This window comes from Streptomyces laurentii (genome assembly GCF_040635425.1).
Lineage (GTDB): Bacteria > Actinomycetota > Actinomycetes > Streptomycetales > Streptomycetaceae > Streptomyces > Streptomyces laurentii.
The window spans coordinates 101,260-126,198 of the sequence record NZ_JBEYHT010000015.1; the positions used below are offsets into that span (position 1 = coordinate 101,260).

Consider the following 24,939-nt stretch of genomic DNA (forward strand, 5'->3'; position numbering starts at 1 on the left):
GGTGCGCTGAGGTTCGTGGTCGGTGGCGCGGGGGTCGGGGAGGGGTGTGAGGGGGCTTTCCAGGCCCCTCTTCCAGTTTGGGGGTGGATATCGCACTAGCGGCGGGGGCGGAGGAAGAAGGCCGCGAGGGCGACTCCGGCGAGGACCAGGGCCGTGTTGACCGCGATCGCGATCGTGACGCCGTGGTGGACGGCGGAGGCCGTGGCCGCGCCCGCCGTGGTGGCGGTGACGACCGTCGACATGATCGGGGTGCCGAGGGTGATGCCGACCTGCTGGGACATCGACGCGAGGCCCGTCGCCAGGCCCTGTTCCTTGTCCGGGAGGCCGCTGGTGGCGGTGACCATGAAGCCGACGATCACGAGCATGTTGCCGATGCCGCCGAGGAAGGTGGCGGGCAGCAGCAGGCCCAGGGCCGGGCCGGTCGTCGTGCCGAGGAAGAGCAGCGCTCCGGTGGACACGGCCTGGACGGCGCCGCCCGCGATCAGCGCGGTGCGCGTGGAGGTGCGGGCGATGACGCGGGGGGCGATCAGGCCGCCGATGACGGTGCCGACGCCGAGGACGCCGAAGGAGACGCCGGCGCTCAGCGGGGAGAAGCCGAGGGTCTTCTGCAGGTAGAGGGTGAGCAGGTAGACGAGGGAGGTCTCGGTGACGAAGGCCAGCAGGCCGAGCGCGTTGCCCCAGGCCACGGTGCGGCGGGCGAGGGTCTTCAGCGGGACGAGGGGTTCGGCGACCTTGCGTTCGATCAGGAAGAACGCGGCGAACAGGACCGCGCCGCCGAGCAGGCCGGCCAGGGCGTGGGCGTCGGTCCAGCCGTGTTCGCCGGCCTGGGTGAGGCCGTAGACGACGCCGAGCAGGCCGAGGGTGACGGTGAGCGCGCCGGGCAGGTCCAGGCGGGGGCGGACCGTGGGGCGGGACTCCTTGATCACGGCCGGGGCGATGACGACGACGGCGAGGGCGACCGGCACGTTCACGAAGAACGCCCAGCGCCAGGAGAGCACGTCGGTCAGCACGCCGCCGAGGATCGCGCCCGCCGTGAAGCCGGCCGACATCAGCGCCCCGTTGATGCCGAGCGCCTTCTGGCGCAGCGGCCCCTCGGGGAACGAGGTGGTGAGCAGGGCGAGTCCGGCCGGGGTGGCGGCGGCGGTCGCGAGGCCCTGGGCGACGCGGGCGATCAGCAGCGCCTCGGGTGACGTGGCGAGGCCGCCGAGCAGGGAGGAGAGGCCCAGGAGCGCCAGGCTGCCGATGAAGATCTTCTTGCGGCCGATCAGGTCGCCGATCCGCCCGAAGAAGAGGGTGAAGCCGGCCGCCGACAGCGCGAACGCGGTGGCGATCCACTGGAGGTCGGAGAGCGAGAAGCCGAGGCCGTCGCCGATGGCGGGCAGCGCGACGTTCAGGATCGAGAAGTCCACGGCCAGCATGAACTGGGTGACCAGGAGAACGGCCAGGATCAGCTTCAACCGGCCGGTGAGGTGGGGCGGTTGAGGCTGAGGAGTGGGAGAGTGCGCGAGGTCGGGGGTGGTCTCGGGCGTGGCGAGTGACGGGGACATGACTGGACTCCGGCTCTAATGGGTCTGGGGTTCCGTTACGGCCATGAAGGTAGCACCCGTTCGACATAATGGGAACCAGAGTTCCGATAAGCTGGTCCCGTCCCGCCCGCGCCGCCCCCAGGAGTCCCTCGTGCCCACGCCCTCCACTCCCCCGCCGGCCGACGCCCACGCGGCCCCCGCCGGCACCGTGCGGCCCGGCGGTCGGACCGCGCGCGTCCGCGAAGCCGTACTCAAGGCGGCCGGCGACACCCTCGCCGCCGAGGGCTTCGCCGCCCTCGACCTCGCCGAGATCGCCCGTCGCGCCGACGTCGGCAAGACGACCGTCTACCGCCGCTGGGGCACCCCCGGCGCCCTCGCCGCCGACCTCCTCACCGACATGGCGGAGACCTCCCTGCCCCGCGCCGACACCGGCACCCTCGACGGCGACCTCCTCGCCAACGCCCGGCTCGTCGTGCGGACCCTCGCCGACGCCCGCCAGGGACCCCTCTTCGTCTCCCTGATCGCCGCCTCCCTCTGCGACGAGCAGGCCGCCCGGGCCCTGCACCGCTTCTACGAGGTACGCGTCGCCGAGTGGGCCGGCTGCGTCAGCGACGCCGTCGACCGCGGCGAGATCCCGGCCGGCACCGATCCGCACGCCGTCATCGCCGCCGTCTCGGCGCCGCTCTACTACGCCCTGCTCAACTTCGGCCGCACACCCGGCGACCGGGATGCCGTGGCGGCCGCCCGGAGCGCCGCCGAGGCGGCCCGGGCCGGTGTATGGCGCGCCGAGTCCGCCTGACGCCGCCCCCTGGAACCGGCGGACTTCAGGCCGCGGCCCTTCTCCTCGCGCGGGAGGGGTGACCGGCCCGGCCGTCAGGCCACGGACCGTGGAGCGGCCCGCCGGTCCGTGGACCCCCGGTCACGGACCGGCGGGCACGCGGGGCGCTCAAGTCCCGCACGCGTAAAGCGTGGTGAGTTTCGTGACGGCCTCGCGCAGCACGGTCTGGTCGGCGCGGTTCACCGCGGCCCGCTGGGCGGGCTTCATCGTCTCCTCGTCCCACGAGGCGATGTCGACCCGGACCGTGAGGTACGGAGCGGTCGACCCCATCCGGCGGGCGCACCCGGCCGGCAGCGCGGCCTCGGCCCGGCCGGGGCGCGCCCAGGAGTGTGGCGCCGCGGGCCCGCCGAACGGGCCCGCGGGCGCGGTCACTTGGCCAGGAAGGCGAGGAGCGCGGTGTTGACCTCCTCGGCGTGCGTCCACAGCAGACCGTGCGGGGCGCCCTCGATCTCGACGTAGTCCGCGGCCGGCAGCGCCTTGTGGAACGGCCGCGCGGTGCCCTCGATCGGCAGGATGCGGTCGCTCGTGCCGTGCAGGATCAGGGCGGGGACGTCGACGGCCGGGATGTCGGACCGGAAGTCGGTGTACCAGGTGGACGGGGCGGCGGCCGCGGCGAAGAAGCCGCCGCGCGCGGCGACGTTCCAGCTGTTGCGCACGGCCTCCTCGCTGATCCGGCTGCCGAGGTTCTCGTCGAGGTTGTAGAAGTCCTGGTAGAAGGCGGTGTAATAGGCGTAGCGGTCGGCCTTGACCGCCGCGACGACACCGTCGAAGAACTCCTTCGGCGCGACGCCGTCGGGGTTGTCGTCGGTCTTCAGCAGGCACGGCTCCAGGGAGGCCAGGAACGCGACCTTGGCGACGCGGGCCGAGCCGTACCGGGCCACGTAGCGGGCGACCTCGCCGGTGCCCATCGAGAAGCCGACCAGCACGGCGTCGCGCAGGTCGAGGGTCTCCATCACGGTGTTCAGGTCGGCCGCGAAGGTGTCGTAGTCGTACCCGGTCGTCGGCTGGTCGGACTGGCCGAAGCCGCGGCGGTCGTACGTGATCACGCGGTAGCCGGCGTCCAGGAGCGCGGCGCTCTGCCGCTCCCAGGAGTGGCCGTCGAGCGGGAAGCCGTGGATGAGGACGACCGGCTGCCCGGTGCCGTGGTCCTCGAAGTAGAGGTCGATGGGGGCGGAGTGCTCCTGGCCCACGGTGATGTACGGCATGGTCTCTTCCTTCGTTCGGTCTGCGGTGGTCCGGTGCGCGCACGCGCGGCACGGTGCTCCGGTTCGACGAGGCCGGCCGCCGTGGGGACGGGGCCGGCTCTCGCCGTCGGTCGGGGCCCGGGCATTCACCGCGTTCGCGGCGTGCGCGGCACCAACGAGATTCACGCTAGGGCGGGTGATCCGCCGCGTGTTGCCCTCGTGTGCACGCTTCTTGCCTGGACGTGCGAGGTGGCTCGGCAGGCCCCCGGACCGGCCTCGGCCCGGCTTCCGTCCGGCTTCTTTCCCACTTCTGTCCGGCTTCTTTCGCGCTTCTGTCCGGCATCTTTCGCGCTTCTGTCCGGCATCTGTCCAGCTTCTGTCCGGCCGTACCGCAGCGCCCTGACCTGCGATGATCACGATCCCTGTGCACGCGGGGAACGGTTTAGAGTGCACGGAGAGACAACGTCCGGACCAAGACGGACGAGGACCAGCGAGAACGGACGAGGCCGGACGGGCCCGTCGAGGACGGACGGAGCGGGGCGGGCATGACAGGCATGGACGGCCCCCTGTCCCGTACCGGTCTGCGCGGCCGGGAAGCCGAACTCCGGACGCTCGCCTCGCTGATCTCCTCCGTCGCGGACACCGGCAGCGGCGCGCTGGCCCTGATCCAGGGCGAGCCGGGCATCGGCAAGACCACCCTGCTCACCGAGGCGGCCGCCAAGGCGGGCGCGGCGGGGTTCTCCGTCTGCGTCGGCCGCGCCGACGAACTGCACCACCTGGTGCCGCTCTCCTCGCTCGCGGCCTGCGTCGTGTACGGCGACCCGGACGTCGCCCTGGACGGCGTCCTGTACGACGGCCCGGACGGCACCCCCGACGGCGGCCGGCCGCTGCTGTCCGGGGACGCGTTCGCCGAACTGGCCCGCCACCACGACCAGGGGATCTGGCTGGTGGAGCGCCTCGCCGAGGCGATCGAGACCCGGGCCGCCGGCACGCCGGTGCTGATCAGCCTGGACGACGTCCAGTGGGCCGACCCGCTGAGCCGGTTCGTCCTGCAGCAGCTGCCGGCCCGGCTGCGGACCTCCCCGGTGCTGTGGATCCTGACCAGCCGGCCGGAGCCCGCGGGACCGGCGGAGGAGATCGTCGCCGCCGCGGCGGGCAACCTGCCGACGGTCGCCCTGCCACTGGGGCCGCTGTCCGGTTCCGCCGTCTCCCAGCTCGCCGGCGACACCCTCGGGTCGGACGTCGACGGGCCCGTACGGAAGCTGCTCGACGGAGCGGGCGGAAACCCGTTCCTGGCCGTCGAGTTGCTCGCGGGGCTGCGGAGCGACGGGGCCGCCGCCACGACCGCCGTCGAGGGCGGCGGCGGAGCCGACGCCCTTGACGTCACCGGGACTTCGGGCGAGGAGTCCATACCCCCGGGGCTGGTGACCGGTGTACGCGGGCGGCTCCGCTCCCTGAGCCCCGACACCCTGCGCTTCCTGCAGATGGGCGCGGTGCTGGGCCGCCGGTTCGGCTTCCAGGACGCCGCCGCGCTCCGCGGCCTGCCCGCCGCGGAGCTGATCACCGCACTCGACGAGGCCGTCCGCACCGGTCTCCTCGACGACGACGGCGACCGGCTGGCCTTCCGGCACGACCTGTTGCGCCAGGCGGTCTACGCCGACGTCTCCCCGTCCGCCCGCAAGGCCCTGCACCGGGAGGCCGCCCGGATCCTGGTCGCCGCCGGACACCGGCCGATCGACGCGGTCCCGCACATCCTCCTGGGAGCCGTGCCCGGCGACGAGGAGGCCGTGGCGCTGCTGCGGCGCGCGGCCGAGGACGTGCTGCCCGTCACCCCCGACCTGGCCGCCGACCTGATGACGCGCGCCCTCGAACTCGTACCGCCGACACGCCCGTTGTGGTTCTCCGTCGGTGAGCAGGCGATCCTCTGCCTGACCCGGGCCGGCCGGAACCTGGAGGCCCTGGCGATGGGCGACCGGCTGCTGGCCGGGCGGCCGCCGCTGGAGACGTTCGGCCGGCTGCAGGCGGCGCTCGGCGGGACGCTGTGGAGCATGGACCTCGCCGGCGAGCTGCGCCGCCGGGCCGAGGCCGCGCTCGCCACCGGAAGCGTGGCCCCCGAGATCGCGGCGCGGCTGACCGCCCTGCGCGCGCTCGCCCTGTCCCGCGAGCAGGACCTGGTCGCGGCGCGCGAGGCCGGCGAGGACGCGCTGCGCGGCGCGCTCGCCATCGGCGACCGGGAGGCGCACGTCCTCGCCCTGTCCGGGCTCGGCGAGATCGCGCAGAACGCGGGCGAGAGCATGGTGGCGAGGGAACGATTCGCCGCCCTGAGCACCCTCGACTCCGCCTTCCTCCCCGAGGAGATCGTCGCGCACCTGCACGCGGACGACTTCGCCGCCGCCGAGCGGCTGCTCGCGCGGGCGCGGGACGTCACGGAGACCCGGCAGGCGATGCTCCAGTGGGCCCAGGGCCAGCACGATCTGGGGATCGGCCGGCTCGACGACGCCGACGCCGGCTTCGCCACCATGGAACGCCTCGAGAACGAGGTGCGGGTGTCCGTCCAGCAGCTCAACGGCCGGGTGCTCCGCTCCCGGATCGCGCTGCTGCGCGGCGACGGGGACGCGGCGCGGGCGCACCTGGACGCGGCGCGGGAGCGGCTGGCGGCCAAGCCGAACCCGGGCAACACGGCCGCCGTACGGTTCCTCGAAGCCATCCACGCCGAGGCCGACGGGGACCTCGACCGTGCCGTCGACCGGATCCGGCACGTCCAGCGGGAGGGTTCCTTCATGCGCTGGCGGCTGCTGCGCGTGTACGTGGCCGCCGCCGTGCGCACGGCCCTGCGCGCCGGGGACCGCGCGCTCGCCGAGGACCTCGCGGCGCAGGCCGGGACGTACGCGGACCTCAACCCGGCCGTGCCGACCGCCACGGGCCTCGCCGCGCAGGCCCTCGGCCTCGTACGGGACGACTCCGCCCTCCTCGTCCGCGCGACGGAACTGCTCGGCGCGGGCCCGCGCCCGCTGGTCCGGGCCGACGCGGACGTGGATCTGGGGCGGGCGCTCCTGGCGGCGGGCGACCGGAGCCGGGCGGCGGCCGCGCTGGCGCGGGCCCGCGACACGTTCGCCGAGGCCGGTGCCCACGCCGGCGCGGCACGGGCGCAGCAGGCCCTGGACCGTACGGTGTCGGGGTCGGGGTCGGGGTCGGACTCGGGATCGGGGGCGGTGCGGGGGTCGGGTGGCCGCAGGGTGACGGCCGGGCCGCGTCCCGTCCAGGGCTGGGAGGCGCTCACCGCCTCGGAGAAGAAGGTCGCGCGCCTGATCGCCCAGGGCCACACCAACCGGTCGGCCGCCGATCTGCTCGTCCTCTCCCCACACACCGTCAACACCCATCTGACCTCGGCCTTCCGGAAGTTGTCGGTCAACTCCCGGGTGCAGCTCGCCAACCTGGTGACGGCCTTGCCCGACGACTGAGAAAGGGGCCTCGTCCCGCCCGGCGACGGGCCGGACAGCGCTGCTTAAGATGCATGCGGCCGGAAGCGGAGAGGCGAGCCCCTGGGGGTCCGGCCTGGCTCCGGCGCCCCACCCCCACACCCCCGCACTCCCCCCACTGTTCCTCTGCAAAGGCACCAGCATGATCTCTCCGGCCCGCCGGCCGGCGCGGCACGTCGCCGCCCGAATGACCGCGACGATGGCTCTGGTGCTCGCCGCCTCCGGCTGCGCCGGCGGCACGGGCGGAGGCGACGACTCCGACGCCGAGGCCACCTCCCTCACCGTGCTCGACTACTACACCGACGCCCCCGAGCATCAGCAGTGGACCGAGACGCTCGCCTCCTGCGGCAGGCGCGCGGGCGTCCGTATCGAGCACACGAGCGTCCCGCCGGCGTCGCTCGTCCCCCAGGTGCTGCGGCAGGCGTCGTCGCACACCCTCCCCGACCTGCTGATGCTGGACAACGCCGACCTCCAGCAGGTCGCCCGGACCGGGGCGCTGGCCCCGCTGGACACGTTCGGCCCCCTGAACGGCGCGACGAAGGGCGCCACGTCCGGCACCGCGTCGGGGATCGACACCCGGGACGTCACCGAGGGCATCCTGTCGGCGGGCACGTACGACGGGAAGGTGTACGGGCTCGCCCCGTACGTCAGCACGGTCGCCCTCTTCTACAACAAGGACATGCTCGCCGAGGCCGGCGTCGCCGTGCCGCGGACCTGGGACGAGCTGCGGGCGGCCGCCGCCCGGCTGACCCGGCCCGGCCGGTACGGCATGGCCGTCGACGCCAACGCGACCTTCGAGGGGACGTGGCAGTTCCTGCCGTTCCTGTGGTCCAACGGCGGCGACGAGTCGAAGCTCGACACCCCCGAGGCCGCGCAGGCGCTGCGGCTGTGGGTCGACCTGGTGAAGAGCGGGTCGATGTCGGCGTCGGTCCTGAACTGGAACCAGGCCGACGTCCACGACCAGTTCGCCGCCGGCCGGACCGCCATGATGATCAACGGCCCGTGGCGCATCCCCGCGCTGAAGGCGGACGAGAAGCTGAAGTGGGGCGTGGCCCCCGTCCCCGTCCCCCGGGCCGGGCAGCCGCCGGTCACCCCGCTCGGCGGCGAGGTGTGGACCGTGCCGCGGAGCGACTCGACGGCCCGGCAGAAGAAGGCCGCGCAGGTCCTCGGCTGTCTGAACACTCCCGCGAACACGCGCGCCCTGGCCGCCCAGCACCTCACCGTGCCCTCCCGCGCCGGGGTCGCCGCCGAGTACGCCCAGGCGAACCCGTCGATGTCCGTCTTCGTGGACAGCGTGAAGGACGCGCGCGTACGGACCGCGCGGCTCGGCGTCCGCTGGCCGCAGGCGGCCACCGGGATCTACACGGCGATCCAGTCCGCGCTGACCGGGCGGCAGACGCCGGAGGAAGCGCTGAAGGACGCGCAGCGGATCGCGACCGGTGCCGGGCTCTGACGGCGGGCCGGGCGGGTCACCCCGGCCATCCCGGACAGCCGGGACAGCCGGGACAGCCGGGGTGAACGGGAGGCGTGTGCGGCGCGCCCGGGAACGGCCGGCCGCCTGGCTGTTCGTGCTGCCCGCCGCCGCGTACCTGCTGCTCTTCCTCGGCTGCCCGCTCGTCCAGAACCTCGTGATGAGCCTCCGGCGGTACGACGCCACCGGCTTCGCCACGGGTGACGCCCCCTTCACCGGCCTGCGCAACCACGCGGCGGTCCTGTCCTCCACGCTGTTCTCCGAGGCGGCGGTGAACACGGCGCTGTTCACCGCCGGATCGGTCCTCGGGCAGTTCACGATCGGCCTCGCCCTCGCCCTGTTCTTCCAGCGCCGCTTCCCCCTCGCGGGGCCGCTGCGCGCGCTCCTCCTGCTGCCCTGGCTGCTGCCGCTCGTGGTGTCCGGGGCGATCTGGCGGTGGATGCTCGACCCCGACACGGGCCCCGTCAACGCGCTGCTGCGCGGCCTCCACCTCACCTCGTCCGGCATCCCCTGGCTCACCGGCCCCACCGAGGCGCTGGTGTCCGTCATCGTCGTCAACATCTGGGTGGGCGTCCCCTTCACCACCGCGCTCCTGTACGGCGGACTCCAGGACATCCCCCCGCATCTGTACGAGGCGGCGCGGCTCGACGGCGCCGGGCCGGTACGGATCCTCCGGCATCTCACCTGGCCGCTGCTGCGGCCCGTGGCGCGCGTCGTCGTGCTGCTGGGCGTCGTCTACACGGTCAAGACGGCGGACCTGATCCTCGTGCTGACGGGCGGCGGCCCGGCCGGCGCCACACAGACCCTCGCCACGCGCGCGTACGAGCTGTCCTTCCAGCGGTACGAGTTCGGATACGGCGCCGTGCTCGGCAACGTCCTGATCGCCGTCTCGACCCTGTTCGCCCTCCTTCACCTGCGGCGGCTCCGGGCCGGCGGCGGCCGGGCGGTGTCCGCGTGAGGCGTGGGGAGAAGCGCGGGCCGGGGCCCGGCGCGGGGCGCGGGGCGAGGCGCGCGCCGGGGCGGCGCGGCCTGCCGTCGACGGTCGTCGGGATCGTCCTGCTCGCCGTGATGCTGTTCCCCGTCTACTGGATGGTGAACACCTCCCTGCAACCCGCGGGCGGCATCGTGCGGGGCGACTGGTTCCCCGCCGCCCCCGATCTCGGCGGGTACGCGACGGCGCTGCGCGACCAGGGCGGCCACCTGGTCACCAGCCTCGTGGTGTCCCTCGGCAGCGTGGCGCTCAGCCTCGGGCTCGCCGCGCCGGCCGCGTACGGGCTGACCCTGCTCCGCGCGCGCCGCACCCGGCTCGTCCTGCTCGGCGTCCTGGTCACCCAGATGGTGCCGGGCATCGTCGTCGCCGACACGCTCTACGGGGCATATGCCGAGCTGGGGCTGCTGAACTCGTCCCCCGGGCTCGTCCTCGCCGACTCCACCGCCGGGGTGCCCTTCGCGATCGTCGTCCTCCACACGTTCATGCGGACCATCCCCCGGGAGATCGTCGAGGCGGCCCGGATGGACGGCGCCGGGCGGCTGCGCGTGTTCCGGTCGGTGGTGCTCCCGCTGAGCGTCAACGCGCTCGTCACCGCCGGAGTCTTCACCTTCCTCTTCACCTGGGGCGACTTCCTGTTCGCGCTCACCCTGACCACCTCCGGGCCGGTCCGGCCGATCACCCTGGGCGTCTACGACTACCTCGGCGCGCACACCGGCCAGTGGAACGCCGTCATGGCGACGGCGGTCCTCGCGTCCGTCCCCGCCGCGCTGCTGCTGGTCGTCGCCCAGCGATTCGTCACCTCCGGAGCGACCCGGGGAGCCGACAGATAGGCAGTCCGCCTATCTAGCGGGTTCACGTGATGTGCCGGACGAGGCCGGCTGGCACGGTGGGTACGAAGGCACTCCCGTCGAAAGGCACACGCGCATGGCTCCGGAGACCCTGGAGATCCTGGACATCCCGGCCGTCATGGAATCCCCGTGGCTCACGGGCCTCCTGACGACCCCGGAGGGGCGCGCCCCCCGCGGATTCGACCTCGCCGCCGTCCTGCCCGCCCCGCGCGGGCGCGCGTACCGGCGCGAGCCCCGGTCCCGGACGCTCGGGGACGTGAACGGCGCCACGGACGTCCCCGCCCCCGTCCCCGACGGGGTGCCCCACGGCCGGGTCCGGGTGCGGCCGCTCAGCCGGGTCCGGTCCGTCGCGGTGGCCGGCGACCGTCAGGACCTCCGGCGTACGCGCCTGCGCGTACCCCGGGGCGAGCGGCACCGCTACGTCGTCGTCGAACTGCTGGAACAGGGAGTCGCCCGCCTGGAACAGGACGGCCGGACGGCGGTCCTCGGGCCCGGGGACATCGTCGTCTACGACCTCGGGCGGCCCGTCCGGCTGGATCTCCCCGAACCGTCCCGCACCAAGTCCGTGATCCTGCCGAAGGACATCCTGGGCCTGAAGGAGTGCGACCTCGCCCGCCTCACCGCCCGGCGCCTCCCGAGCGACACCCCGCTCGCCGGGCTGCTGTCCCCCTTCCTCTGCGGCTTCGTGGACGGGGCCGGCACGTACCCGCCGCGGGTCGTCGAGGTGCTGGCCCGCGGCCTCGTGGACCTGCTCGGGGTCCTCAACGACGAGGTGACCGGCCGGACCGCGGCGGCCGGGGAGCCGCCCCGCGGGAACCGGGCGCTGCGCCTGCGGATCCAGGCGTTCATCGACCGCCGGCTCGCGGACCCCGGGCTGACCCCGCGGGCCATCGCCCAGGCCCACCACATCTCCGTGCGCTATCTGCACAAGCTCTTCGAGAACGAGGACGCCACCGTCAACCGGTGGATCCAGCGGCGCCGCCTGGACCGGTCCCGGCGCGACCTCGCGCTCCACCGGAACGTCACGATCGCGGCCGTGGCGCACCAGTGGGGGTTCACCAGCGCCGCGCACTACAGCCGGGTGTTCCGGGCCGCGTACGGGATGTCCCCCAGGGAATGGCGCGAGAGCGGCGAGGCGTCGCTTGCGGGGACGGCGTCCGTCCAGCTCGTCGAACCCTGAGACCGCCTCCGAGGCCGGGGGTGAGGCGTCGGGGTCCGGGGGCCGGACCCCGTAGGGCGTCATCCCGGTGACTCCGCCGCGTCGCGCCGTACCACCACCGGCCCGGCGGCGACGTCGAACGCGTGCGTCACCTCCGGCGCCGTACCCGGCATCAGCAGGCCGCGGGCGCGTTCCTCGTGCTCGCGGTCCGTGGCCGTGAGCCGGCCCCGGTGCTGGGCGAGGTGCTCCGCCCACGAGCCGACGACGTACGTCTCCACGAACCCTTCCGGGTCGTTGCCGTCCTGGTAGAGCCCCCAGTCGAGGGCTCCCGTACGCCGTCGTGACCGGGCCACGTGCGCCATCCCGTCGGTGAACGCGGCGCGGTTCTCCGGGGCGACCCGGTAGGACACGGAGATCCGGACCGGACCGTCGGCCGGGCCCGGTTCGAACACCAGCGGCGGTACGGGCCAGTGGCCGGACGGCGTCGGGTCGATGGCGTCCGCGTCGTACAGCGGCCACCAGCGCACGCTCACCGCGCCGGCCACCAGCAGTCCGGCCGCCGTCAGGAGCGAGACGGCCGGTCCGGGTCCCGCGGCGAGCGCGCCCCACACGGGTGCCGCGAGGGCCTGGCCGCCCTGGAAGACCAGCAGGTAGACGGCGAGCCCGCGGGCCCGCACCCAGCCGGGCAGCCGGGTCTGGAGGGTGGCGTTCAGGGTCGACAGGACGCCGATCCAGGCCAGTCCGGCGGGCAGCAGCACGACGACCGCGAGCCAGGGGGCGGGGGCCGCGGCCAGGACCGCGAGCACGCCGGCGTAGACGACGGCGCCCGCGGCGAGGGTGCCGTTGGGCCCGAGCAGGCGCCGTACGGCCGGCAGCACGAACGCGCCGCCCACGGCGCCGACCCCGACCGCGCCGAGCAGCAGCCCGTACCCGCCCGGGCCCAGGCCCAGGGACCGGCTCGCGACCAGCGGAAGCAGCGCCCACAGCGCCGCGCCGCCGGGCACGAACAGCACCGTGCGCAGCAGGACCCGGCGGACCCCGGGCGCGTTCCGGACGTACCGGCGGCCCGTCCGCAGCGCCTCGCGCAGCCTCTCGCCCCCGGCGGCCGGGGCCAGGGGCCGCTTCCAGACCAGGAGGACGGCGGCGATACCGAGGTACGACACGGCGTTGAAGGCGAAGACCCAGCCGACGCCCGCCGCCGCGACGACCACGCCGCCGAGGGCCGGTCCGGCCGCCCGGGCCAGGTTCATGTTCACCGCGCCGAGCGCGGCGGCCTGCCCCAACTGGGCGCGGTCCACCAGCTCCGGCTGGATCGCCTGCCAGGCCGGGCCCATCAGGGCGGTGCCGCAGCCCATCAGGAAGGTGAGGCCGAGCAGCAGCCCGGGCGTCAGCGCGTCCGCGAACGCGAGGACGGCGAGCGTGGTGGACACGCCGAGCATGGCGAACTGCGCGGCCAGCAGCACCCCGCGCCGGTCGAACCGGTCCGCGAGGACGCCCGAGGGCAGCGCCAGCAGCATGACGGGGAGGCTAGACGCGGTCTGCACGAGCGTCACCAGCGTGGCGCTCTCCCCGACCAGCAGCCACTGCGCGCCCACGGTCTGCATCCAGCTGCCGACGTTGGAGGCGAGCTGCGCGATCCACAGCGCGCGGAAGACGCGCACCGCGAACGGCGCCCAGGCGGAGGTGACTTCACGCTCCGGAGGCTTGGAGGTCGTCGTCATGGTCAGGCCGGGGTACGGGGCTGGGCCGGGCCGCCGCCGGGCGTCGCCGCGCCCTCGGCCGCCGGGCCGCCCGGCACCGGGCGGTGCAGGACGGCGCGGGTGAGCAGGCCGCTCACCGGCCCGGCCGCGATCGCCGGGAGCACCACCCACCACGGCCAGGCCGGCAGCCCCAGCGCCTGGTCGAGCGACCACCGGCCGGGCCCGGTGAGCGCGAGCGCGCCGGAGACGGCAACGAGGACCAGCGGGTACTCGTAACCGTCGTTCTGCACCCACAGGCCGTGCCGCCACTTGACGGTGCCCGCGACCGTCATCACGCCCATGGCGGCCATCGCCGCCAGCGGCGTGAGCAGGCCCGCGGCCAGGAACAGGCCGGCACCGATCTGACTGGCCCCCGCGACGACCGCGGTCAGCCGCCCCCCGCGGAACCCGTCGTGCCGGAACTCCTCGGTGCCGCCCGCCAGTCCGTGTCCGCCGAGGCGGAAACTCACTTTCTGGACCCCGTGTCCGGCGACGAGAAGTCCCATGACCGCCCGGAGGACCAGCAGTCCCGCGTCCATCATCCGATTGCCTGCCTGTTCCCGATTCCCGACTATCCCCGTATGCGGCCGGTGCGGCCTGGTGGTTGACGCACGGGCCGGATCAGCCGGCGGCGTGCTCCCCGATGACGGCCTGCGCGTAGACCACGCCGAGGCCGTACGCGCCCGCGTGCTCCTTCACGACGTCCATGACCGGCAGGTACGTCTCGCCGCGGGCCCAGTCGCGCTGGAGCTCCAGGAGCACCTGCACCCAGGTGACGGGGACGACGCCGGCCTGGACCATGCGCTGGATGGCGTGCTCGTGGGCCTGCGGGCTCACGCCGCCGGACGCGTCGGTGACCACGTACACCTCGTAGCCCTGCGCGAGCGCGGAGAGCGCGGGCAGCACGACGCACACCTCGGTCCACAGACCGGCGATGACGAGCTTCTTGCGGCCGGTGGCCTTGACGGCCTCGACGAAGGCGGCGTCCTCCCAGGCGTTCATCGTCGTGCGGTCGACGATCTCCTGGCCGGGGAAGACCGCGGCGAGCTGCGGCATGATCGGGCCGGAGAACGACTCGGCGGCGACGGTGCTGAGTACGGTCGGCACGTCGAAGGTGTGGGCCGCCTTCGCCAGGCCGACGGTCGCGTTGATGATCGAGGTGCGGTCGCCGCTGCCGGTGCCGAAGAACATCTGCGGCTGGTGGTCGACGAAGAGGACCGCGCAGTTGTCCGGGGTGAGCAGGTCGGGGCTGGGGGACGCGGTGACCTCGGCGAGGGTGGTCATGGTGGTGCCTTTCCACGCGTGGTGCGAGCCCGGCCGCACGGTGACGGCGGGGCGAAGAGGAAGTGGGTTCCCGGGACGGGCGACACAGGGCCGGGCCCGTCCCGGAAGACCGGGTGGGGCGAGAGCGGGCCGGGAGCCGGACGCACGGCGCGATCCACGTGAATCCACATGAGTCCACATGAGTCCGCATGAGGAATCGGCGTGTTCGCGCTTCCGGCAGCGCCTCGCTCTCTGCCCCGCCACGCTAGGTCCGGCCGGAAGTCCCGGGTATCCCGGCAGCGCACAAAGAGCGTTCACCGAGTGCACTCCCGGCCGGCCCGCGTCCGGGTGCGCCGACAGTCACCACCCCGTGCGCTGCGGGGACATCCGCCGCCGGGCCGGGCGCCTAGCGTCGCGACGGATCCGTACAACCCCACGCACACAGCACCGCACCGCAGGAGGCGCGCCATGACCACCCACTCCCCGGCCCCGCACGGAAGCCAGCCCTGGCTGCACCAGAAGGGCGAGGTGATCCAGGAGTACGGGACCGTCAAGCAGTTCCCGGTCGGGCTGTCCTACGAGACGCGGATGTACTCCTGCCAGCGTCTGAACCGGGTCCTCGCGGACACGCAGATCCTGCACGGCCTCTACAAGAAGCACCACTGGCTGATGCGCGGCGCGACCTTCTACCAGCTGCACCTGGTCCTGGACCGGCACGCGGGCGAGCAGCTGGAGATCGTCGACGCGCTGGCCGAGCGCGTCCAGTCGCTGGGCGGCGTCGCGGTCGGCGACTCCCGGCACGTCGCCGAGCTCACCTCGATCCCGCGCCCCCCGGACGGTGTGGAGGAGGTGCCGGCGATGCTGTCCCGGCTGCTCGCGGCCCACGAGACCATCCTGATCGACGCCCACGACGCGGCCGCCCGGGCCGCCGCGAGCGGTGACGACGGCACCAACGACCTGCTGGTCTCCCAGGTGATCCGGACCGGCGAGCGGCAGGCGTGGTTCCTGGCCGAGCACCTGGTGGACACCCCGCTGGTCCGCGCCTGACGCGCGGCCGCCGCCGCCGTCCCCGGACCGCCGCACGCCTCGGCGGTCCGGGGACGGCGGCCGTGCTTCAGGCCGCCGTCCACCCGCCGTCGACCGGCACGGCCGCGCCGGTCACGAACGAGGCACGGTCGCTGAGGAGCCACGCCGCCGCCTGCGCCACCTCCACCGGCTCGGCCATCCGCTTCTGCAGGGAACGGGCGACGAAGCTCTCCTCAAGGGAGGGCGTGTCGGTCAGGACCTGCTCCATGAGTTCCGTCCGGGTACTCCCCACCACGAGGGCGTTCACCCGGATCCCGCGCTGCCCGTACTCGTCGCCGCCCGCCTTCGTCAGGCCGATCACCGCGTGTTTCGCCGCGATGTACGACGCCGTGGCGCCGGTCGCGACCACGCCCGCGCAGCTTGAGGTGTTGACGACGGCTCCGCCTCGGCCGTCGGCCAGCATGACGCCTATCTGGGCCTTCATGCAGTTCCAGACACCGCGCACGTTCACGTCCATGACCTGGTCGAAGACGGCGTCGTCGGTCTCGTGCAGCGGGGTGCCCGCCGTGGCCCAGCCGGCGTTGTTGAAGCCGCCGTCGAGCCGGCCGTACGTCCGCACGGCGGCGTCGGCCACCCGGCGGACGTCCGCCGGGACCGTCACGTCCCCGGCGACCGCGAGCGCCTTTCCGCCGGCCCCGGCTATCTCCTCGGCCAGCTTCCCGATCTCCCTCTCCCGGCGCGCCATGACGACCACGGCCGCCCCTTCGGCGGCGAACAGCCGCGCCGCCGCCGCTCCGATGCCGCTCGACGCACCGGTGATCATGATCGTCTTGCCGGCCAGCATCCCGCGGTCGCCGTTCGTCGTCGGGGTACTCATCGTGGGGGTACTCGTCGTACTCGTCGTGGGGACACTCATCGCGCGTTCCTCTCGAATCCACTCGGCTCGGTCACAGGCGTACGCGGGTCAGCTCACGGGTGCCGTCCGCCAGACCCCGCCCGCGGCGGCCTGGGCGTCGAGTGTCCGCAGCAGCTCCTCGTCGATCGCGTCCAGCGAGTCGACGAGGTGCCGCACCCCCAGCTCCTCCATGAAGGCGCGCTGGAAACTGCTGGGGTGGCCGATGAACGGCACGTCGAGGGCCTTGGCCGCCTCGGCGACCCGGGCGACGTCGTCGACGAACAGCACCTGGTCGAGGCCGAGTCCGAAGACGTCCCCGGCGATCTCCTTGATGCCGGGCCGGAAGGAGTCCGTGCAGACGTAGCCGGGTCCGTCGAACAGGTGGGCCCAGGCTCCCAGATGGGTGTCGAAGTGCGGCCGGCTCAGGCCGCCGTAGCAGACCACCGCGAGCCCCAGGTCCCGTACGCGGGCGATGAGTTCGGCGGCACCGGGCAACGGCCGGATCGGGTGCTCGGCGACGTAGCGGTCCCGCTCGGCGAAGTAGATCTCCAGGGCCTGTTCGCCCGTCACGTCGAGACCGGCCGCCCGGGCCATCTCGCCGCCCGCGATCCGGCGCGGCTGGGAGAGGATGCGGCGCTCGGTCTCGGCGTCGTACACACCCCCTCGGCTGGTGACGAAGGCGCCGATGACGGGGCTGAACGTGTCGTTGAGCAGCACGCCGTCGATGTTGAGCGCCACGAGGCGCAGCCGGTCTAAGCGCTGATGCATGGTCCGTCCTTGTCCGAAGTTCGTTCAGGCAGATGGAACGTTCATGGCTGGTGCGTCAGCGGCCGGAGCCCGCTGTCAGGCCGTTGACGGCGGCCTCCCTCTCCTCGCTCACGTCGATGCCGGCGGCGGCGTGGGGCGTGGCGATGGCCGGCATGATCAGCCGCCACATGGTCCGCGCCCGCTCGGGCAGGTCGTCACGGCCACTCGCCAGGAGGGAGTACGCCTGCAGTCCCGTGCACGCGGCCACGAGGAACTCGGCGAGCGCGTGGACGTCCGTGTCCGTCCGCACATCACCCGCCGCGAGGCCGTCGACCAGGCACTCCTCCATGATCTGGGCCCACTGGCGGTAGGGGGTGACATCGTCGAAGCCGTAGCCGGTCTGTTCGCTGGTGAGCCGGACGCCCGCGCGCAGCAACGGATCGGACTGCAGCTTGTGCGACCACACGAGGGTGATGTCCACCAGCCGCTGCAGCCCCTCCGATCTCAGGGAAGGCACGATGGTGGCCGGCTGCTCGTGCATGACGGCCTGGGCCAGTGCCTCTTTGTTGGGGAAGTGGAAGTACACGGCGCCGAGCGTCACACCGGCGCGCTTCATGATCTCCCGCATCCCGGCACCGTGATAGCCCCGCTCGTCGAACACCTCGGCAGCGGCGCGCAGGATCTCCTCGCGCGTCTTCTGTGCTCGCTCCTGCTTCGGTCCCGGCATGGGTGCCCGGCCCTCCCTCGATAAACGAAAAGAACGACCGTTACTTTACTTGTCGTCGTTCCAGGAACCCAGAGCCTGTGCACAACCGGCTGACACCGGCCGGAATCCTCCCCCTTTGAGGCTCTTTCGGGACCATGACCCCGGCTGCCGCCCCGGCGGCGCGCTCACGCGCGTCCGGGCGGGTCCCCGACGCGCCCCGATCTCCGGAAACTCGGGGGCGCGGACCGGAAGGATGCGGCGGTTCTCCCCGTTTCACTCGGCAGAGCGGCCCGTAGCCGGCCCTTCGCCGTCTCCCCGTTCGCCGCTCGCTGTTCGTTGTCCGTTGTTCGCTGTTCATCGATCCCGCAGAAAGGCCACCACCGTGAAGGTAGAGATCTGGTCGGACATCACCTGCCCCTGGTGCTACGTCGCTCAGGCCCGGTTCGAGAAGGCGCTGGCCGCCTTCCCGCACCGGGGAGCCGTCGAAGTGGAGCACAAGTCGTACGAGCTGGAGCCCGGTCGCGCCAAGGGCGACGTGGAGCCCATCATCAAGGTGCTCATGAAGGGGAAGGGCTGGACCGAGGCGCAGGCGCTCGCCAACGAGCGGAACCTCACCGCCCAGTCCGCGGGCGAGGGGCTGCCGTACGTCGCCGGGCGGGACCACGGAAGCACCTTCCACATCCACCGGCTGCTGCACTTCGCCAAGGCCCGCGGCAAGCAGCACGAGCTCGTCAAGGCGCTCTACCGGGCCAACTTCGGCGAGGAGGGCTCCCTCTTCGCCGACGACGAGCGGCTCGTCGCGCTCGCCGCCGAGGTCGGGCTCGACGCCGATGCCGCCAGGAAGGTGCTCGCCGCCCCCGACGCCTACGCCGACGACGTCCGCGCGGACGAGCGCGAGGGTGCCCAACTCGGGGTCGCGGGAGTCCCGTTCTTCGTCTTCGACCGGCAGTACGGCGTCTCCGGCGCCCAGTCCGCCGAGGCCTTCACCCGGGCCCTCACCCAGGCCTGGGGCGACCGCTCTCCCCTCCAGGCCGTCGAGGGCGCGGACGACGCCCATGTGTGCGGGCCGGACGGCTGCCCCGTTCCCCACTGAGACAGCGGCGAACGGCGGGGGCGTCCTTCCCAGGGGAGGGACGCCCCCGCCGTTTTCCGGCGGGAACGACGGACGGCGCCACGCTCCGGAAGGACAGGAGCATGGCGCCGTCTGCGACGCACGGGGCGGCTCCGCTCAGCCGCTCACATGCTGCGGGGACTTCTCGGAGATCCCGCTGAGGTCACCGATGTCGCTGATGTCGCTCGCCTCGACCTTGACCTCGGCCGACGGCGCGTTCTTCTTCATGGCCAGGGCGAGGATGCCGCCCAGGACCAGGAGGCCGGCGCCGACGTAGCCGGCCAGGTGCAGGCCCGACACGATGTCCGCCTTCGCCGCCTCCGCGTAGGTGCCGGAGAAGGTGGAGTTGGCGATCGCGACCAGGAACGCGAGGCCCACCGCGCCACCGACCTGCTGCGCCGTCGAGGCCATCGCGCTCGCCACGCCCTGCTCCTCCGCGCCGACGCCGGAGCTGGCGGAGGCGAAGACGGAGACGAAGACGAGACCGCCGCCGATACCCCAGATGACGGAGCCGGGCAGCAGGGCGTAGAAGGAGCCGCCGACCGACATGCCGAGGATGGTCGCCGCGATGCCGATGCCGTTGACGACCATGCCGGTCGACAGCGTGGCGCGCATGCCGTACCGCTCCATGAACTTCGGCGCGAGCTTGCCCGAGCCGATGATCGAGACCAGCGTGAGCGGCAGGAACGCGAGGCCCGCCTGGATCGCGGTGTAGCCGAGGACCGGCTGCACGTAGGTGGTGAAGCTGTAGTACGCGCCGGCCAGCGCCGTCTGGAAGACGAAGAGCACCGCCATGGCGACGACCAGCGGCCGGTTCTTCAGGAGCCGGAGCGGCATGAGCGGGTTGGCGGTCTTCGCCTCGGTCACGAAGAAGGCGAGGAGGAGGACGACACCGAGGGCCAGGGAGCCGAGGGTGAGCGGGGCGGCCCAGCCCTCGTCGGGTCCCGTCACCAGGCCGGTGACGATCGCGGAGACACCGACCGTGGAGAGCAGCGCGGCCGGGATGTCGAAGCCCTTGGAGAGGTTCGCCGGGCCGTCCGGGCGGATCGCCGACGGGGCCGGCAGCAGGGCGATGAGCGCCAGCGGGATGTTGACGAAGAAGATCCAGCGCCACGAGGCCAGGTCCGTCAGCACACCGCCGAGAAGCGCTCCCGCCGCGAGGCCGAGCGAGCCGGCGGCACCCCAGGCGGCGAACGCCTTGTTGCGCTGGGCGCCCTCGAAGGAGGTGGCGATCAGGGCGAGCACCGCGGGGAAGAGCAGCGCGCCGCCGACGCCCTGGAAGAGACGCGCGCCGATGAGGACGGCCTGCGTGGTGGCGAGGCCGCCGACCAGCGAGGAGACCCCGTAGAACGCGAGGCCGGTCATGAAGAGCCGGCGGGCACCGATGCGGTCGACCGCGCGGCCGCCGAAGAGCAGCAGCCCGCCGAAGGCCACCGCGTAGGCGGAGACGACCCATTGCAGGGACTGGGCCGAGAAGCCGAGGGCGGTGCCGATGTCGGGCAGCGCGACGTAGACGATGTTGAGGTCGACGCTGATGATGAACTGGGAGAAGGCCAGCAAGAACAGGACGAGTCCCGCCTTCTTGGCTGGTGTCGACGTGGTCACAAGACCTCCATGGTCTTCTTCATGGTCGTTCTTTTCCGGTGGGGGGCTCGGGTACGGCGGACGGGGCGCCGCCGCGCGGTCGGGGGCTCCGCGCGGCGGCGGTCCGGGCCGTGCCCGAGGCAGCCGTGACGGGTCATCAGCCGAAGCTCAGCTGAAGTTCGTTGGGGCCGGTGATGCCGATCGCCGGGCGCCAGGTGACCTCACCGACGACGTTCGGGGCACCGAGGCGGCGGGCGAGCGCGGGCAGCGCCTCGGTGATCTCCATCCGGGCGAGGGGGGCGCCCAGGCAGTAGTGCGGGCCGCCGCCGAACTGCATCACGGCCGTCGCGCGGTCCGCCGTGATGTCGAAGACGTCACCGCCGGGGTAGGCGAGCGGGTCGCGGTGCACCGCCTGCACGCCGATCATGAACATCGTGCCCTCGGGTATCTTCCGCCCGCGGAACTCGAAGTCCTCGGCCGCGTACCGGTAGACGGCATTGGACGAGGGGCGCCAGCGCATGACCTCCTCGACCGCCCGCGGGGCGAGCTCCGGGTTCTCACGGAGCAGGGCCCACTGGTCGGGATGCTCGGAGAAGGTGACCATCGCGTTGGCCAGCTGGAGGCGCGTCGTGTCGTGCGCGGCGAACACCATGGTGACGACGAGGTTGCGCAGTTCCTCCAGGCTGACCCGGGCCCCGTCGACGTCCTCCTTCTGGGCGGTGACGAGGGCGGAGACGAGATCCCCGGTGGGCGCCTCGGCCTTCTTGGCCATGAGGGTGTCCACGTAGTCGTACAGGCCGACGACGGCGGCCTCGACACGCGCCGGGATGTCGCCGCCGAGCGCGAGGCTGAAGACCAGGCCGATCTCCGAACTCCAGGTGCTGAAGCGCGGGTAGTCCTCGGCCGGCACGCCGAGCAGTTCGGACATGACGGTCAGCGGCAGCGCGTCGGCGAAGGCCTCGAAGAAGTCGACCTCGCCCTTGGCGGCGATCTCGTCGGCGAGGCGCTCGGCCGCCTGCTTGATGACCGGGCGCAGGTTCTCCAGCATGCGCGGGGTGAACGCGCGGCCGACGAGACCCCGGAGCCGGCGGTGGCTGTCGCCGTCCCGGTTCACCAGGCCGTTGACGAACCAGTCGTAGACGGGGCCGCCGCTGATGCCGTTCTGCTCCATGAAGCCGGTGCCGTTGTGGGTCAGCCGGTTGTCCCTGACCAGCTCCGCGGCCTCCGCGTGACGCAGGACGAGCATGCCGAGCGGAGTCTCGGCGTACCATCCCGCGGCCTGGGCCCGGACGACCTCGGGCAGGTCGAAACGGAACTCGGGGTCGATGACGTTGATGAACGGGACCTCGGAGGCTTCCGGCACGGAAAGGGTGTCCGCTGACATGTCTTGACCGTCCTTGAGAGGGATCGGGGGCAGAGGGAACTCGGATCTCGGATCTCGGATCTCGGAACTTCGCCGGATCTCGGATCTCGGGACTACGCCGGATCTCGGATCTCGGGACTACGCCGGATCTCGGATCTCGGGTCTCGCGACTCGCTTATCGCGAGATTACATATCTATCGTTCGGTTTTCTCCGCGGGGCGCGGCACCCAGGAGCGGGTTTGGCAACTTGCCAAACCCGCTCCGGCTTCCGGGAGCCGACTCGCGCCCGCCTGGCCTTGGCGGCCCGCCCACGGTCAGCGGAAGTCGCTGTCGCGGTACTCCGCCGGGGAACCGGCGGTGCTCGCCGACCGCAGCTCGACGCGGCGGATCTTGCCGGACACCGTCTTCGGCAGCGGGGCGAACTCGATGCGCCGGATCCGCTTGTACGGGGCCAGCGTCTTTCGCGCGTACGCGAAGAGCCTCCCGGCCGTCTCCGGACCCGGCTCGAAGCCGTCGGCCAGGACCACGTACGCCTTGGGGACGGCGAGCCTCAGCGGGTCGGGCGCCGGGACGACGGCCGCCTCCGCGACCGCCTCGTGCTCCAGGAGCACGCTCTCCAGCTCGAACGGGCTGATCTTGTAGTCGGACGCCTTGAAGACGTCGTCCGACCGGCCGACATAGGTGATCCGGCCGTCCGCGTCACGGCGGCCGATGTCGCCCGTGCGGTAGAGGCCGCCCGCCATGGCCTCGCCCGTGCGCTCCCAGTCGCCGTGGTAGCCGCTCGTCAGGCCCACCGGGCGGTCCGGACGCGACAGTTCGAGACAGATCTCGCCCTCGTCGGCCGGCGCGCCCGACGGATCGATCAGCGTCACCGTGAAGCCGGGCGCGGGATGCCCCATGGAACCGGGAACGGGCTCCATGCCGGGGAAGTTGCCGATGGCCAGGCTCATCTCGGTCTGCCCGAAGCCGTCCCGGACGGTCACCCCCCAGGCGTCCCGGACCCGCTCGATCACCTCGGGATTGAGCGGCTCCCCGGCCCCCACCGCCTCCCGCGGCGGCGTCCGCAGCCGGCCGAGGTCGGACTGGATGAGCATCCGCCACACGGTGGGCGGGGCGCAGAAGGAGGTGACCCCCACCCGGTCCATCTCGAACATCAGCCGGGCCGCGTCGAACCGCTCGTAGTCGAACACGAACACGGTCGCCTCGGCGTTCCACGGCGCGAAGAGACTGGACCAGGCGTGCTTGGCCCAGCCCGGCGAGGAGATGTTCAGATGCACGTCGCCGGGGCGCAGCCCGATCCAGTACATCGTCGACAAGTGCCCGACGGGATACGAGACATGGGAGTGCTCCACCAGTTTCGGCGCCGAGGTCGTCCCCGAGGTGAAGTAGAGCATCAGCAGGTCGTCCGCGCGGGTCGGACCGTCGGGCTCGAACCCGCCCTCGTACGCCTCGAAGCGCTCGTACGGCAGCCAGCCCGCGGCCGCGTCCGCGCGGGTGCCGCCGACCAGGACGCGCGTGTAGGAGCCCGGCACCTCGTCGAACTTCGCCCGGTCCGCCGCCCGGACGACGACGTGTCCCACCCGGGCCCGCTCGATCCGGTCCCGCAGGTCCACCGGACCGAGCTGCGGCGTCGCCGGAGTGAGGACGGCTCCCAGCTTCATCGCCGCGAGGGCCGTCTCCCACAGCTCCACCTGGTTGCCGAGCATGACGAGGATCCGGTCGCCCGCCCCGACACCCTGCGCCCGCAGCCAGCCCGCGAGCCGCGAGGAACGGGCGGAGAGGCCCGCGAAGGAGTGCCGCGACTCCCGGCCGTCCTCCTCCACGATGTAGAGGGCGGTGCGCTCGTTGCCCTCGGCGATCACGTCGAACCAGTCGAGCGCCCAGTTGAAGTACTCGGGCCGGGGCCAGGCGAAGTCCTCGTACGCGGCCCGGTAGTCGCCGCGCCGGGCGAGGAGGAAGTCGCGGGCCGCCCGGAACTCGTCCGTGGCGCCCGCGTGGCCCTGGCCGCCGTGACCGGTCACCGCGGCCGTGCGGCCCCGCGTGACGGACGGGTCGGCGTTGTCGTCGTGGAACGGCTCGGCCACGGGGGTTCTCCTTGGATCGGTAAGCGAACGGGCGAAGGGGACGAGGAGGGGGAGGAGTTCGGGAGGGCGCGCGGTGTCGCGGAGCCGCGGCCGGTGGCGGCGGTGCGCGACCGGACGAGTGCGGTGATGCCGAACGGACCGAGCATCGTGAGCAGCGCGTCGCGTGTGTCGCGGGTCCCGGTGGCCTCGATGGTGACCGTCTCGGGCGAGACGTCCACGATCCGGGCGCGGAAGCGCCGGACGATCTCGATGACGTGGGAGCGGGTGTCGTGGCAGGCGCGGACCTTCACCAGGACCGGTCCGCGGCGGATCGCGGCACCCGGCCCGACCTCGACGACCTTCAGAACGTCGACGAGCTCGCCGATCTGCCGCCTGACCTGAGCCGGCGGGCGGACCTCCGCGTCCACCGTGATCGTGACGCGGGAGACGGCGGGATCCCGCGTCGTTCCCTCGGAGACGGAGTCGAGGGCGAAGCCCCGGCGCGCGAGGAGGGACGTGGTGCGGGCGAGGACGCCCGGCTTGTTCTCGACCAGGACCGCGAGCGTGTGGACGGACATGGCACTTTCCCTTTCTGTCGGCTTCTCTCTGGGGCGCCCGCGCCGCCGGCGAGGCCGGGACGGACTCCACGGGCGGCCACGGCCTCGTCGGGCGGATCCCCCCTGCCCGTGAGTACGTGACCGCCCGTGGGTACGCGCGCCGCCGGCCTGTCGACGGAGGGCTCTCAGCCCCAGGTGACGAGTCGCTTGGGCTGTTCCAGGATCGCGGCGATGTCGGCGAGGAACCGGGAGCCGAGTTCGCCGTCGACGAGGCGGTGGTCGAAGGACAGGGCCAGGGTGGTGACCTGGCGCGGCTTCACCTTGCCCTTGTGGACCCAGGGCTGGAGCTTGATCGCACCGACCGCGAGGATCGCGGACTCGCCCGGGTT

At 73.1% G+C, this 24,939-nt stretch carries 21 protein-coding genes and 1 pseudogene; 8 read left to right on the forward strand and 14 right to left on the reverse strand.

Going from position 1 to position 24,939, the window contains the following annotated elements; translation table 11 throughout:
• Window positions 1-95: 95 nt before the first annotated feature.
• Window positions 96-1,547, reverse strand: coding sequence for an MFS transporter (locus ABZ693_RS12770; RefSeq protein ID WP_359875880.1), 1,452 nt, complete (start codon window positions 1,545-1,547; stop codon window positions 96-98).
• A 130-nt stretch (window positions 1,548-1,677) separates the two neighbouring features.
• On the opposite strand from ABZ693_RS12770, the gene ABZ693_RS12775 reads away from it, so the two are divergent.
• Window positions 1,678-2,325: a TetR/AcrR family transcriptional regulator gene (locus ABZ693_RS12775; protein WP_359875881.1), complete on the forward strand. Its 648-nt coding sequence runs from the start codon at window positions 1,678-1,680 to the stop codon at window positions 2,323-2,325.
• A 147-nt stretch (window positions 2,326-2,472) separates the two neighbouring features.
• Here the strand turns inward: ABZ693_RS12775 and ABZ693_RS12780 are convergent, their stop codons facing one another.
• Window positions 2,473-2,736 carry a hypothetical protein gene (locus ABZ693_RS12780; protein ID WP_359875882.1) on the reverse strand — a complete coding sequence of 88 codons (264 nt, stop codon included), beginning with the start codon at window positions 2,734-2,736 and terminating at the stop codon, window positions 2,473-2,475.
• A complete protein-coding gene (locus ABZ693_RS12785; protein ID WP_359875883.1) occupies window positions 2,733-3,569 on the reverse strand; it encodes an alpha/beta fold hydrolase in 837 nt (278 codons plus the stop codon). The genes ABZ693_RS12780 and ABZ693_RS12785 overlap by 4 nt, the downstream gene beginning before the upstream one ends.
• Before the next feature lie 524 nt (window positions 3,570-4,093).
• Here ABZ693_RS12785 and ABZ693_RS12790 point away from each other — a divergent pair.
• The 5 genes from ABZ693_RS12790 (at window position 4,094) to ABZ693_RS12810 (ending at window position 11,517) form a co-directional block, all read left to right on the forward strand.
• Window positions 4,094-7,009 carry a helix-turn-helix transcriptional regulator gene (locus ABZ693_RS12790; RefSeq protein WP_359875884.1) on the forward strand — a complete coding sequence of 972 codons (2,916 nt, stop codon included), beginning with the start codon at window positions 4,094-4,096 and terminating at the stop codon, window positions 7,007-7,009.
• 160 nt (window positions 7,010-7,169) lie between these two features.
• On the forward strand, window positions 7,170-8,480 hold the full coding sequence (locus tag ABZ693_RS12795; RefSeq protein WP_359875885.1) for an ABC transporter substrate-binding protein: 1,311 nt from the start codon (window positions 7,170-7,172) through the stop codon (window positions 8,478-8,480).
• A 61-nt stretch (window positions 8,481-8,541) separates the two neighbouring features.
• Window positions 8,542-9,456: a carbohydrate ABC transporter permease gene (locus tag ABZ693_RS12800; protein ID WP_359875886.1), complete on the forward strand. Its 915-nt coding sequence runs from the start codon at window positions 8,542-8,544 to the stop codon at window positions 9,454-9,456.
• Between the two features lie 110 nt (window positions 9,457-9,566).
• Window positions 9,567-10,319, forward strand: coding sequence for a carbohydrate ABC transporter permease (locus ABZ693_RS12805; RefSeq protein ID WP_359875903.1), 753 nt, complete (start codon window positions 9,567-9,569; stop codon window positions 10,317-10,319).
• A gap of 94 nt (window positions 10,320-10,413) precedes the next feature.
• On the forward strand, window positions 10,414-11,517 hold the full coding sequence (locus tag ABZ693_RS12810) for a helix-turn-helix domain-containing protein (RefSeq protein ID WP_359875887.1): 1,104 nt from the start codon (window positions 10,414-10,416) through the stop codon (window positions 11,515-11,517).
• Window positions 11,518-11,576: 59 nt separating this feature from the next.
• Here ABZ693_RS12810 and ABZ693_RS12815 read toward each other — a convergent pair whose 3' ends face one another.
• The 3 genes from ABZ693_RS12815 to ABZ693_RS12825 all read right to left on the reverse strand — a co-directional run bounded on the left by ABZ693_RS12815 (window position 11,577) and on the right by ABZ693_RS12825 (window position 14,519).
• Complete coding sequence (locus ABZ693_RS12815; protein WP_359875888.1) at window positions 11,577-13,217, reverse strand: MFS transporter; 1,641 nt, start codon at window positions 13,215-13,217, stop codon at window positions 11,577-11,579.
• A gap of 2 nt (window positions 13,218-13,219) precedes the next feature.
• The gene (locus ABZ693_RS12820) at window positions 13,220-13,774 is read right to left on the reverse strand and encodes a DoxX family protein (RefSeq protein WP_359875904.1); all 555 of its coding nucleotides are present in this window, start codon (window positions 13,772-13,774) and stop codon (window positions 13,220-13,222) included.
• Between the two features lie 82 nt (window positions 13,775-13,856).
• Window positions 13,857-14,519, reverse strand: a complete 663-nt coding sequence (locus tag ABZ693_RS12825) for a hydrolase (RefSeq protein ID WP_359875889.1) — start codon at window positions 14,517-14,519, stop codon at window positions 13,857-13,859.
• 447 nt (window positions 14,520-14,966) lie between these two features.
• Here ABZ693_RS12825 and ABZ693_RS12830 point away from each other — a divergent pair, with 447 nt between their 5' ends.
• Window positions 14,967-15,545, forward strand: coding sequence for a Dps family protein (locus tag ABZ693_RS12830; RefSeq protein WP_359875890.1), 579 nt, complete (start codon window positions 14,967-14,969; stop codon window positions 15,543-15,545).
• A gap of 67 nt (window positions 15,546-15,612) precedes the next feature.
• Here the strand turns inward: ABZ693_RS12830 and ABZ693_RS12835 are convergent, their stop codons facing one another.
• The 3 genes from ABZ693_RS12835 to ABZ693_RS12845 form a co-directional block, all read right to left on the reverse strand.
• Window positions 15,613-16,401, reverse strand: a complete 789-nt coding sequence (locus tag ABZ693_RS12835) for an SDR family NAD(P)-dependent oxidoreductase (protein WP_359875891.1) — start codon at window positions 16,399-16,401, stop codon at window positions 15,613-15,615.
• A gap of 87 nt (window positions 16,402-16,488) precedes the next feature.
• Complete coding sequence (locus ABZ693_RS12840; RefSeq protein ID WP_359875892.1) at window positions 16,489-17,187, reverse strand: HAD family hydrolase; 699 nt, start codon at window positions 17,185-17,187, stop codon at window positions 16,489-16,491.
• Window positions 17,188-17,242: 55 nt separating this feature from the next.
• Window positions 17,243-17,893, reverse strand: coding sequence for a ScbR family autoregulator-binding transcription factor (locus ABZ693_RS12845; RefSeq protein WP_359875893.1), 651 nt, complete (start codon window positions 17,891-17,893; stop codon window positions 17,243-17,245).
• A 361-nt stretch (window positions 17,894-18,254) separates the two neighbouring features.
• Between ABZ693_RS12845 and ABZ693_RS12850 the strand changes: the two genes are divergently transcribed.
• Window positions 18,255-18,965 (forward strand): DsbA family oxidoreductase, encoded by a 711-nt coding sequence (locus ABZ693_RS12850; RefSeq protein WP_359875894.1) that lies wholly within the window; start codon window positions 18,255-18,257, stop codon window positions 18,963-18,965.
• A gap of 135 nt (window positions 18,966-19,100) precedes the next feature.
• On the opposite strand, the gene ABZ693_RS12855 is transcribed toward ABZ693_RS12850, so the two are convergent.
• From ABZ693_RS12855 to ABZ693_RS12875, 5 genes and pseudogenes are all read right to left on the reverse strand, one after another.
• Window positions 19,101-20,588, reverse strand: coding sequence for an MFS transporter (locus ABZ693_RS12855; protein WP_359875895.1), 1,488 nt, complete (start codon window positions 20,586-20,588; stop codon window positions 19,101-19,103).
• A 136-nt stretch (window positions 20,589-20,724) separates the two neighbouring features.
• Entirely contained in the window at window positions 20,725-21,951 is a 1,227-nt protein-coding gene (locus ABZ693_RS12860; RefSeq protein WP_359875896.1) for a cytochrome P450, read from the reverse strand.
• A 293-nt stretch (window positions 21,952-22,244) separates the two neighbouring features.
• On the reverse strand, window positions 22,245-23,951 hold the full coding sequence (locus tag ABZ693_RS12865) for an AMP-binding protein (RefSeq protein WP_359875905.1): 1,707 nt from the start codon (window positions 23,949-23,951) through the stop codon (window positions 22,245-22,247).
• Window positions 23,952-24,076: 125 nt separating this feature from the next.
• Window positions 24,077-24,571 (reverse strand): annotated as a pseudogene (gene ilvN, locus ABZ693_RS12870) (acetolactate synthase small subunit); the annotation flags it as partial.
• A gap of 164 nt (window positions 24,572-24,735) precedes the next feature.
• Window positions 24,736-24,939: 2-oxo acid dehydrogenase subunit E2 (locus tag ABZ693_RS12875; protein ID WP_359875897.1), on the reverse strand; the 204-nt coding region annotated here is incomplete at its 5' end.

Bases quoted from the DNA above. Each gene is read 5' to 3' on its own strand.
- ABZ693_RS12835 (WP_359875891.1), bottom strand. From the start codon at position 16,401: ATGAGTACCCCGACGACGAACGGCGACCGCGGGATGCTGGCCGGCAAG.
- ABZ693_RS12840 (WP_359875892.1), bottom strand. From the start codon at position 17,187: ATGCATCAGCGCTTAGACCGGCTGCGCCTCGTGGCGCTCAACATCGAC.
- ABZ693_RS12820 (WP_359875904.1), bottom strand. From the start codon at position 13,774: ATGGACGCGGGACTGCTGGTCCTCCGGGCGGTCATGGGACTTCTCGTC.
- ABZ693_RS12770 (WP_359875880.1), bottom strand. From the start codon at position 1,547: ATGTCCCCGTCACTCGCCACGCCCGAGACCACCCCCGACCTCGCGCAC.
- ABZ693_RS12825 (WP_359875889.1), bottom strand. From the start codon at position 14,519: ATGACCACCCTCGCCGAGGTCACCGCGTCCCCCAGCCCCGACCTGCTC.
- ABZ693_RS12795 (WP_359875885.1), top strand. From the start codon at position 7,170: ATGATCTCTCCGGCCCGCCGGCCGGCGCGGCACGTCGCCGCCCGAATG.
- ABZ693_RS12810 (WP_359875887.1), top strand. From the start codon at position 10,414: ATGGCTCCGGAGACCCTGGAGATCCTGGACATCCCGGCCGTCATGGAA.
- ABZ693_RS12805 (WP_359875903.1), top strand. From the start codon at position 9,567: ATGCTGTTCCCCGTCTACTGGATGGTGAACACCTCCCTGCAACCCGCG.
- ABZ693_RS12860 (WP_359875896.1), bottom strand. From the start codon at position 21,951: ATGTCAGCGGACACCCTTTCCGTGCCGGAAGCCTCCGAGGTCCCGTTC.
- ABZ693_RS12845 (WP_359875893.1), bottom strand. From the start codon at position 17,893: ATGCCGGGACCGAAGCAGGAGCGAGCACAGAAGACGCGCGAGGAGATC.
- ABZ693_RS12830 (WP_359875890.1), top strand. From the start codon at position 14,967: ATGACCACCCACTCCCCGGCCCCGCACGGAAGCCAGCCCTGGCTGCAC.
- ABZ693_RS12815 (WP_359875888.1), bottom strand. From the start codon at position 13,217: ATGACGACGACCTCCAAGCCTCCGGAGCGTGAAGTCACCTCCGCCTGG.
- ABZ693_RS12790 (WP_359875884.1), top strand. From the start codon at position 4,094: ATGACAGGCATGGACGGCCCCCTGTCCCGTACCGGTCTGCGCGGCCGG.
- ABZ693_RS12785 (WP_359875883.1), bottom strand. From the start codon at position 3,569: ATGCCGTACATCACCGTGGGCCAGGAGCACTCCGCCCCCATCGACCTC.